Annotated in this window: 10 protein-coding genes and 14 tRNA genes; all 24 read left to right on the forward strand. The window is 37.7% G+C overall.

Annotated features, from left to right (window positions below; translation table 11 throughout):
* Positions 1–4 precede the first annotated feature (4 nt).
* Positions 5–77 (forward strand) — tRNA-Asn (locus WMO38_RS14565).
* Positions 78–147: 70 nt separating this feature from the next.
* Positions 148–219: transfer RNA gene (locus tag WMO38_RS14570), tRNA-Glu, on the forward strand.
* A gap of 24 nt (positions 220–243) precedes the next feature.
* Positions 244–315, forward strand: a tRNA-Thr gene (locus tag WMO38_RS14575).
* A gap of 6 nt (positions 316–321) precedes the next feature.
* Positions 322–395: transfer RNA gene (locus WMO38_RS14580), tRNA-Ile, on the forward strand.
* An 18-nt stretch (positions 396–413) separates the two neighbouring features.
* A tRNA-Asp gene (locus WMO38_RS14585) sits at positions 414–487 on the forward strand.
* Between the two features lie 35 nt (positions 488–522).
* A tRNA-Val gene (locus WMO38_RS14590) sits at positions 523–595 on the forward strand.
* Positions 596–600: 5 nt separating this feature from the next.
* Positions 601–687: transfer RNA gene (locus WMO38_RS14595), tRNA-Leu, on the forward strand.
* A gap of 23 nt (positions 688–710) precedes the next feature.
* A tRNA-Arg gene (locus WMO38_RS14600) sits at positions 711–784 on the forward strand.
* 113 nt (positions 785–897) lie between these two features.
* Complete coding sequence (locus WMO38_RS14605; RefSeq protein WP_349163175.1) at positions 898–1,086, forward strand: hypothetical protein; 189 nt, start codon at positions 898–900, stop codon at positions 1,084–1,086.
* A 171-nt stretch (positions 1,087–1,257) separates the two neighbouring features.
* Positions 1,258–1,608 carry a rhodanese-like domain-containing protein gene (locus WMO38_RS14610; RefSeq protein ID WP_349163176.1) on the forward strand — a complete coding sequence of 117 codons (351 nt, stop codon included), beginning with the start codon at positions 1,258–1,260 and terminating at the stop codon, positions 1,606–1,608.
* Between the two features lie 66 nt (positions 1,609–1,674).
* Entirely contained in the window at positions 1,675–2,823 is a 1,149-nt protein-coding gene (locus WMO38_RS14615; RefSeq protein WP_186837503.1) for a THUMP domain-containing class I SAM-dependent RNA methyltransferase, read from the forward strand.
* Positions 2,824–2,853: 30 nt separating this feature from the next.
* Complete coding sequence (locus WMO38_RS14620; RefSeq protein WP_349163177.1) at positions 2,854–4,566, forward strand: lectin like domain-containing protein; 1,713 nt, start codon at positions 2,854–2,856, stop codon at positions 4,564–4,566.
* 11 nt (positions 4,567–4,577) lie between these two features.
* A complete protein-coding gene (locus WMO38_RS14625; protein ID WP_349163178.1) occupies positions 4,578–5,180 on the forward strand; it encodes an XTP/dITP diphosphatase in 603 nt (200 codons plus the stop codon).
* 6 nt (positions 5,181–5,186) lie between these two features.
* Positions 5,187–5,669, forward strand: coding sequence for a metallophosphoesterase family protein (locus WMO38_RS14630; protein ID WP_021865981.1), 483 nt, complete (start codon positions 5,187–5,189; stop codon positions 5,667–5,669).
* Between the two features lie 254 nt (positions 5,670–5,923).
* Positions 5,924–5,998 (forward strand) — tRNA-Pro (locus WMO38_RS14635).
* Between the two features lie 8 nt (positions 5,999–6,006).
* A tRNA-Gly gene (locus tag WMO38_RS14640) sits at positions 6,007–6,077 on the forward strand.
* Between the two features lie 4 nt (positions 6,078–6,081).
* Positions 6,082–6,155, forward strand: a tRNA-Arg gene (locus tag WMO38_RS14645).
* 90 nt (positions 6,156–6,245) lie between these two features.
* Positions 6,246–6,319 (forward strand) — tRNA-His (locus tag WMO38_RS14650).
* A 12-nt stretch (positions 6,320–6,331) separates the two neighbouring features.
* Positions 6,332–6,404: transfer RNA gene (locus tag WMO38_RS14655), tRNA-Gln, on the forward strand.
* A 98-nt stretch (positions 6,405–6,502) separates the two neighbouring features.
* Positions 6,503–6,575, forward strand: a tRNA-Lys gene (locus WMO38_RS14660).
* Positions 6,576–6,862: 287 nt separating this feature from the next.
* Complete coding sequence (locus WMO38_RS14665) at positions 6,863–7,201, forward strand: hypothetical protein (protein ID WP_055272228.1); 339 nt, start codon at positions 6,863–6,865, stop codon at positions 7,199–7,201.
* A gap of 29 nt (positions 7,202–7,230) precedes the next feature.
* Complete coding sequence (locus WMO38_RS14670) at positions 7,231–7,656, forward strand: hypothetical protein (RefSeq protein WP_012738663.1); 426 nt, start codon at positions 7,231–7,233, stop codon at positions 7,654–7,656.
* Between the two features lie 118 nt (positions 7,657–7,774).
* Positions 7,775–8,428 (forward strand): helix-turn-helix transcriptional regulator, encoded by a 654-nt coding sequence (locus tag WMO38_RS14675; RefSeq protein WP_012738664.1) that lies wholly within the window; start codon positions 7,775–7,777, stop codon positions 8,426–8,428.
* A 58-nt stretch (positions 8,429–8,486) separates the two neighbouring features.
* Positions 8,487–9,089: a Type 1 glutamine amidotransferase-like domain-containing protein gene (locus WMO38_RS14680; protein WP_007888235.1), complete on the forward strand. Its 603-nt coding sequence runs from the start codon at positions 8,487–8,489 to the stop codon at positions 9,087–9,089.
* Positions 9,090–9,210: the final 121 nt, after the last annotated feature.

Here is a 9,210-nt window from a genome sequence, read left to right on the forward strand (position 1 = left end):
ATTTTCCTCGATAGCTCAGTCGGTAGAGCACGCGGCTGTTAACCGCGCTGTCGTAGGTTCGAGTCCTACTCGGGGAGCTTATAAAGACTGTAAGCAGTTTCCATGTTTACAGTCTTTTGAAGATTTAGCACCTTTATAATTAAATAAGGCTCCATGGTCAAGCGGTTAAGACACCGCCCTTTCACGGCGGTAACAGGGGTTCAAATCCCCTTGGAGTCACTTATAGTAAATCTCTCCAATTATGCCGACATGGCTCAATGGCAGAGCAGCTGATTTGTAATCAGCAGGTTGTTGGTTCGACTCCGACTGTCGGCTCTACTTGGACCTTTAGCTCAGTTGGTTAGAGCAACCGGCTCATAACCGGTCGGTCCTGGGTTCGAGTCCCCGAAGGTCCACTAGATTTACTATAAAATGGCCTGGTGGCTCAGCTGGTTAGAGCGCCGCCCTGTCACGGCGGAGGTCGTGGGTTCGAACCCCATCCGGGTCGCTTACAATAGAATATATTGTATTAATTAGCATCATGGGATCTTAGCTCAGCTGGGAGAGCATCTGCCTTACAAGCAGAGGGTCACAGGTTCGAGCCCTGTAGGTCCCATATGTGCCGGTGTGGCGGAACTGGCAGACGCACAGGACTTAAAATCCTGCGGGACTTATACTCCCATACGGGTTCGATTCCCGTTGCCGGCATTGTCATTAATTTGACTTTATAAGTACGTGTAGCTCAGCTGGATAGAGCGTCTGGCTACGGACCAGAAGGTCGCGAGTTCGAATCTTGTCACGTACATTAAAAACTGTGTAAAAGAAGATTTCTTTTATACAGTTTTTTTTGTATATTTATTGGAAAATCTGAAAATAATAATAAACGTAAAATTTATTATATTTAAGGAGGACATAGATATGTCTAAGAATAGTTCCAATAACTCATATAATTCATCTAACTCAACAGATTCATACAACTCATCAAATGAGAGTAATTCATACAATAAGACATCAGGTAAAAATTCATCAAAGAATTCATCAAAAAACAGTTCAAACAGCTATAACAGTTCAAATAGCTCAAATAGTTACAACAGTTCAGAAGATTAAATTTTGAATGTAATAGAATTTATTAAATAAAATAACAAATAAACAACAAACAAATGTCCTGCCATTGGATAGTTATATTGTCTATTGGCAGGACATAATAAAATATTGCAATTATGCACTTCATGCAGCATATAATGTTAAGAAGGATGTAAAAGTTGAGCGAGACATATTATGGCGTGCGAAATTATTGGAAGTTCTTTGTTTGACAGGTATATTGAAAAAGAGAATCCGCTTATAATAGATTTGAGAAGTGAAAAGGATTATATGAAGAAACATATAAAGGGAGCTGTTTCTATAAATGCAGAAGATTTAGAAAACGCGATTGAAAATTATATGTATGGCAGAACCGGAATTGTGCGAACCGGTGATGTTTTACTAAAGAAAAATAAGATTATTCTGTTATATTGCAGCAGAGGAGCACAAAGCTATTTTATGTGCAGAAAAATGTCAATGGCAGGCTTTAATGTTAAGTCTTTAGCCGGTGGAATCGAAAGATATAAAGGTAGATATATAACAGCTTGACAGCTATTGGAACAAGCATTAATATATTAAGTGTATGATACTGTAATATTAAGAAATGGAGAATTGATGAATACATATGAATTGATTGCACCATGTCATTTTGGACTTGAATCGGTGTTGAAAAAAGAAATATATGAACTTGGATATGAGATTATATCAGTTGAAGATGGTAAGGTAACATTTGAAGGTGATGCTGAGGCTATATGCCGTGCTAATATTAATCTTAGAACGGCTGAGAGAGTCCTTTTGAAAGTTGGACAGTTTAATGCAGTGACTTTTACGGAATTATTTGACCAGACAAAAGAGCTTCCGTGGGAAGAATTTATTCCGGCGGATGGAAAGTTCTGGGTTACAAAGGCTAATTCGGTAAACAGTAAGCTTTTCAGCAGCTCTGATATACAGTCTATTGTTAAGAAAGCCATTGTCGAAAGGTTAAAACTTAAATATCGTATAAATTGGTTTAAAGAGGATGGGGAGTCTTATCCTATAAGAGTAACTATATTAAAGGATGTTGTGACTATTGCACTTGATACAACAGGCAATTCTCTTCATAAGAGAGGATATCGTCCAGAGGCAGGAAAAGCACCGATTTCGGAGTGTCTTGCAGCTGCACTTATTAAGCTGACTCCCTGGAATAAAGACAGGATATTGATTGATCCTTTTTGCGGAAGTGGAACATTTCCGATTGAAGCAGCTATGATTGCAGCGAATATTGCACCCGGGCTTAATCGTGATTTTACAGCAGAGAGCTGGTCGGGAATTATCCCTAAAAAGGAATGGTATGAGGCTGTAACAGAGGCTAATGATATGGTTAATACTAATATTGAGACTGATATTCAGGGATATGATCTTGATGGTGATGTGATTAAGATTGCCAGAAGGAATGCTGAAAATGCAGGTGTTGCTAATCTTATACATTTCCAGCAAAGAGATGTGGCTAAATTGTCACACCCGAAGAAATATGGATTTATTATTACTAACCCGCCATATGGCGAACGTCTTGAGGAAAAAGAGGCACTTCCTGCAATATATAGTGCTTTAGGAAGACAGTTTGCACAGTTGGACAGCTGGTCAGCATATGTTATTACTTCATATCAGGATATAGAAAAATATTTTGGCAGGAAAGCTGATAAAAACAGAAAGATTTATAATGGTATGTTAAAGACATATTTTTATTCATTTATAGGACCTAAGCCACCAAAGAAGAGAGATTAATAGAAGAGATTAGACAAAAGGGGATAAGATTTGAAAGGCCGTAAGTTATATCTGGGATTGATTTTTATTTTATCTGTAGCAGTAGTATATCTGCTTGAAGCGGTTGCACAGGATAAGGGAATAGCACTTGGCAATGTTGTAATTACAGCGAAAGACCGTCCGAGTGAATGGCAGGATATAATTGCGTCTGATGCCAGCGAAAATCAGTTAAGGCTGATTGTAGACGGCGTTGAGGTAGCATTTGCAAAAAACAGAATTTATATGGAAAATAATCTTGATATTATGATTCCAACGTATATATTCAGAAATTCATTCAAGTGTGCATTCAATACTGTTTCTGATGATGGGATAGAACTTCAGAAGGGGAATACCGTGGTGTCAATTGACAGTTATGATACTTTTATTGATGTTAATGGCAAAAAAGTATTTCTTGAAAATGCAATGAAGAGGGATGATGACGGATATTATATTAATGCACATGTGCTTGAAGAAGGATTTGGTTATACGTATAAGTGGGATTCGGTAGAAAATACGCTTAATCTTGTAGACACGAAGAAAGATGAGAGCATACTTCCATCAAGATACAGTTATTATGATGTAGGACGACTGGGAAAAATAAAAGACCAGGGAATATATGGAACATGCTGGGCATTTGCATCGCTTACGGCAGTTGAGACAAGTCTTATGCCAGAGGAAAAATACGATTTTTCTGAGGATAATATGGTATGGAACAGTGGATATTTTGGTGCTCAGTATGATGGTGGAGATTATACAAGAGCGATTTCATATCTTGCATCTTGGAGAGGACCTGTTCTTGAAGAAGACGATGTGTATGGTGATGGCATAAATAATCCGGATGCCGGAGTTGTAAAGCATGTTCAGGAAGCACAGATTATTGAGAGTAAGAATCTTGAAGCTGTAAAAAAAGCTGTATTTTTATATGGCGGTGTTGAATCATCATTGTATACATCAATGAGTTATGCCGGAGAGCGTTCAATGTATTACAATGATAAAAATTATTCATATTGCTATATAGGTACAAAAAAGCCGAATCATGATGTCGTTATAATTGGATGGGATGATAATTATTCTAAAGATAATTTCAGCGTAAGCCTCGAGGGAAATGGTGCATTTATATGTGTGAACAGCTGGGGAGACAGATTTGGCGATGATGGTTTGTTTTACGTGTCATATTATGATTCTAATATAGGAATCCATAATGTTGTATATACGCGTGTAGAGGATAATGACAATTATGATAATATATATCAGAGTGATTTGTGTGGCTGGGTAGGACAGCTGGGTTATGAATGTGATACAGCCTATTTTTCCAATGTTTACACAGCACAGTCAGATGAAGAACTGAAAGCAGTAGGATTTTATGCAACAGGAAAAGATACATCTTATGAAATATATTATGTTGATAATTTTGAGGGGACTGAGTCATTTTGCAATAAGGTTTATCTGCAATCGGGCAAATTTACAAATGAGGGCTATTACACGGTTGATTTGAACAAAGCAGTTAATATGGCAGAGGGTAAAAAATATGCCATTATAGTCAAAATTACAACGCCAGGAGCAGTACATCCGATTGCAATTGAGTATAAAGCTGGTCGTTCAACAAAAAATGTTGTGATTGACGATGGTGAGGGATATATAAGTCTTATAGGCAAATCATGGGAACATGTTGAGGAGTCAAAGGAATGTAATATATGCCTAAAAATGTATACAAATAACAGATAGGAGACCTGATGATGGAAAAAGTTATACTTGCATCTAATAATATGGGAAAAATAAAAGAATTCAGGGAAATTTTAAAAGATATGGACATTGAGCTTGTTTCAATGAAAGAAGCCGGAATTGATGTAGATATAGAAGAATACGGACGTACATTTTCTGAAAATGCATTGATTAAAGCAAGGACTATCAGTGAGATGACCGGTTGTGTGACGCTTGCAGATGATTCGGGACTTGAAGTTGACTGGCTTAATAAGGAGCCGGGGGTTCATTCAGCAAGATTTATGGGGCATGATACGCCGTATGAGATAAAGAATCAGGCTATTATTGATAAACTTAAAGGTGTTATTGGAAGTGACAGAAGTGCAAGATTTGTGGCAGTAGTTGCAATTGTATTTCCGGAAGGTGATGAATTTGCTTTTAGAGGGACAATGGAGGGCATTATAGGTGATAAACCGCTCGGAGAGAATGGCTTTGGATATGACCCTATATTTTTCCTGCCTGAATACCAAAAAAGCTCTGCTGAGCTTTCTGCGGACGAAAAGAACAGTATAAGCCATCGTGGAAAGGCACTTAAAAAAGTAAAAGAGGTATTTCCTATTCTTATGAAAATGAGGTGAGATTATATGCAGCGGATTATGATAGTTAGCGATACCCACAGACGGATTACGAATCTTGCAGAAGCATTGTATCGTGAGGGTAATATTGACAAGCTTATACATCTCGGGGACTTTGAGGGAGAGGATGAAGTTATAAGAGGAATGGCTGGATGTGAAGTGATGTTTGTTCCGGGAAATAATGACTTTTTTTCGCCATATGACAAAGAGATTGAGACACAGATCGGAAAATATAAAGTGCTGCTTACACATGGGCACTATTATTATGTTTCGCTTGATTTGCAGACAATAAGAGAAGAGGGGATATCAAGAGGGTTTGATATTGTAATGTTTGGACATACACACAGACCGGTTATTTCTGTTGAAGATGAGATTATGCTCATTAATCCAGGCAGTATTTCTTATCCGAGACAGGCTGATAAAAAATGTACATATATCATGATGGAAGTTCTTGATAATGGTGAAGTAGGCTTTAAATTAAAGTCAATCTGATAGTAAAAAATTAAAATAAAATTTTGTGATTTTATGTTTTTAAGATGATTTTATGCTGGGATTCAAAAAAATAAAAGTCTTTTAAGCCCCTATTTATGCGGGTTTAAACAGGTTTTGAAAAAAATGTTAAAAAAATTAAAAAAAATTCAAAAAAGGTGTTGACAACATAGGGGTCTTATACTATAATACATCTTGTCGTTGCGATACAGAGTAATTCAAAACTGAATGAAACGTATCAAACATCAATTGCATATCGGGGTGTGGCTCAGCTTGGCTAGAGCGCTTGATTTGGGATCAAGAGGTCGCAGGTTCGAATCCTGTCACCCCGATCATTTATGCGGGTGTAGTTCAATGGTAGAACACTAGCCTTCCAAGCTAGATACGTGGGTTCGATTCCCATCACCCGCTTTGTGTGTTCGTAGCTCAGCTGGATAGAGCAACGGCCTTCTAAGCCGTGGGTCGGGGGTTCGAATCCCTTCGGGCACACTTTTTATCTAATAAGAGATAATTTTCTCAGATGAGATAGCTGGTTGCGAAGCAACATAGAATATGCTGCGAGCGACGTTTTTTTATGTGGTGGGTATAGCGCAGTTGGTTAGCGCGTCAGATTGTGGCTCTGAAGGCCCAGGGTTCGAATCCCTGTATCCACCCTTATCTATTTTTGGGCTATCGCCAAGCGGTAAGGCACAGGGTTTTGATCCCTGCATCACGCTGGTTCGAATCCAGCTAGCCCAGTTGGGCTGTCGTACGGTTAGCATGATGGTTCTTCTGGCAGAAAAGATTGCCGTTGAATTTAGCATCTGAATAGACAAGCTTATTATTTAATTTAATAAGGGCTCATAGCTCAGTTGGTAGAGCACTAGACTTTTAATCTAGGTGTCCCGGGTTCGAACCCCGGTGGGCTCATTAAGATGGGAATGGTTGAAAAACCATTCCCTTTTTTCTTTTCGTGCCTACTGACTAGGAGGGGAACGGTCGTCTTGTGAAGAAATTCATTCTTTATTATTTCCATACATTAATTATTGTGATTTTGAAAACCCGCATAAACACTGGGAATGTTTGTGAGCAAGTTGGGCACTTTTGTGGCACTTGGTGTCAGGGGGAGTGGAATGATTGATAATTGTAGTTTTAACTTGGGTGAGTTTTATGTTAAAATGGGTAAAACAAATCGGAATTTTTGGAGGTATATGGAAATGAATAAGGAACAGCTATACGCAGCACAAACAGCAATGATTGAATGGTTATCTGACCCTCATGAATTAGGAAAAAAGCCTTTCAAAATTGAATGTGCAGGTGAATTTGATTTTAATGAAATGCATTATTACATTTTCAAATTCAAAGCGTCGTTGCTTGGTAAATGGCTTGTTGGCGTTTGTGGTGGTTTTGAAGATGATGATTTAGAACCATGCGGACATATTTTCAGCAATATGCAAGAATATAATGAAACTACTGCTAAAAATGAGTGTATTACAATGGTTGAAAATATTATGGCATACTGGAAAGAACAAGCCGCCAAATATAATAACCAATAATACAAATCGAAGTATGTAGGAGGATTGTTTTGAAAAAAGGAATACGCATCTTATATTTTATTACAGTTGTAATTAGCGCTTTGGTTGGACTATGGCATTTCTTTGTTCCATGGATGTTTCAATGGTATGACTATCTTCCAATGCAGTATGAGAATCTTATAGTAGGGATTGATTACACCAATTACTGCTTTTCATTATTGCTGTTTGGATTAAGTGTGCTGCTTATCATGCTAGGCAAAAGAGCATTGGCAATGAATCGGGAAGTAATCTACTTTTATTTCTTTCTTACAGTGGTTTGGGTTTTTAGGGCTTGCCTTGCTTCATTTGTTGAACCATGGCCATTGCAACCTATTCCTGTAGCTGCAATAGGACAGTTGATTGCTTCAGATGTTCAGGCTGTGCTGATGTTGATTGTGAGTGGATTATTTTTTAAATCACTTAAGAGAAAGGCATAGATTCGGAATTTGGCAGATGTAAAAGGATTTTGACACGCATAATAAGTGATGTCAAAGCTATTTTGTAGACAATAGTGAGTGTTTTTCCTACAATAAAAGTGCAAGGAGGTATAGTGGCATGGAGCATGATATTGGATGCAAAATCAAGGCAGCCCGAATTGAAAAAAAGCTGACGCAAGAACAGGTTGCCGAATTGTTGGGTGTGAGTCGTCAGACCATCTCAAATTGGGAAAATGAAAAATCCTATCCAGATATTATCAGCGTCATTAAAATGAGCGAATGCTACGATGTTTCTCTTGACTATCTATTGAAAGGAGAACAAAAAATGAAAAGCTATTATGATTATCTTGAAGAAAGTACGAATGTTGTGAAAAGCAATGCCAACAGAAACAAGATTATTACGATTCTCTCCTATCTCTTGATTTGGGCGTTTGCAATGATAGTGTTCTGGTTTTTTACAAGTGGAAGCGACGCTATGGGTTACAGTTTGATGTTTCTTTGGTTTATTCTTCCTATATCCACATTTATTGTATCTATTGTTATTGGTAAAAATAACTTTTGGGGAAAAGGAAAATGGGCATTCACTCTTTTCTTTGGCGTAATGTATATGCTTGCTGAATATGGCACATTCAAAATGGCAAACAACATTGCTTTTAACAAACTGAATGCCCCTGACTTGGGAATGATTGTAGCCGGAGCAATAATCGCTGCAATCGGTATGTTGGTAGGTTCACTGTGGAATAAGAAGCGCCACAATCAAAAAAATAAGTAACAAGAAAAATTCAAGTTTGTAGAATAAAGAAAATCGGGATTTATAAAGGAGAATATTGATGAAACTATTTTTATGTTCGCACTTTTCAAGTGTAGGAAGTCTGATAAAGGAAGAAATTGAAAATAAGAAAGTCGCATTTATTCCAACAGCTTCACTGCGTGAAGGCTACACCGGTTATGTCGGCTCGGCTCGAAAATTATTCAAAAAGTTGGGAGCAATCGTAACTGAAATTGATATTTCAACGGAGGCTTATTCAACGATACAGTCTGTTTTTGAAGAAGCAGATGTGATATATTTTACCGGCGGAAATTCTTTCTTTCTTATGGACCAGCTCCGTAAAACGGGAACTGATGGACTGCTGAAAAAGGAATTGGCAAATGGAAAATTGATGATCGGCGAGTCGGCAGGCGCAATTATATGCGCTCCAAGCATCCAATATATCGAGCAAATGGATGAAAAGCCGGAGGACTACTCACAAGAAGATGATGCAGGGATTGATTTGATTGATTTCTATGTTCTTCCGCATTATCTTACAGCACCGTTTAAGAAAGTTACCGAGAAAATAATGACTGAGTTTTCGGATTTGAATCTATGCCCAATTAACAACCGTCAGGGAATTGTAATTGATGGTGAAGATTCAAAGGTTATTTGCAAAGACTAATTTGAAAATTCAAGTTTGTAGAATTAAGAGAATCGGAATTTGACTAAGGAGACTAACTATTAAAAGTCAAGCCCTAAAATGATATTTTTTGAATAAAGTACAGAAATGTATTTTTAGATAT

This window comes from Lachnospira hominis (ex Hitch et al. 2025), from assembly GCF_040096395.1.
Taxonomy (GTDB): Bacteria; Bacillota; Clostridia; order Lachnospirales; family Lachnospiraceae; genus Lachnospira; species Lachnospira hominis.

Coding starts and splice junctions, on each gene's coding strand:
- WMO38_RS14610 (WP_349163176.1), top strand. CDS start 1,258: ATGGCGTGCGAAATTATTGGAAGTTCTTTGTTTGACAGGTATATTGAA.
- WMO38_RS14665 (WP_055272228.1), top strand. CDS start 6,863: ATGAATAAGGAACAGCTATACGCAGCACAAACAGCAATGATTGAATGG.
- WMO38_RS14680 (WP_007888235.1), top strand. CDS start 8,487: ATGAAACTATTTTTATGTTCGCACTTTTCAAGTGTAGGAAGTCTGATA.
- WMO38_RS14675 (WP_012738664.1), top strand. CDS start 7,775: ATGGAGCATGATATTGGATGCAAAATCAAGGCAGCCCGAATTGAAAAA.
- WMO38_RS14615 (WP_186837503.1), top strand. CDS start 1,675: ATGAATACATATGAATTGATTGCACCATGTCATTTTGGACTTGAATCG.
- WMO38_RS14605 (WP_349163175.1), top strand. CDS start 898: ATGTCTAAGAATAGTTCCAATAACTCATATAATTCATCTAACTCAACA.
- WMO38_RS14625 (WP_349163178.1), top strand. CDS start 4,578: ATGGAAAAAGTTATACTTGCATCTAATAATATGGGAAAAATAAAAGAA.
- WMO38_RS14630 (WP_021865981.1), top strand. CDS start 5,187: ATGCAGCGGATTATGATAGTTAGCGATACCCACAGACGGATTACGAAT.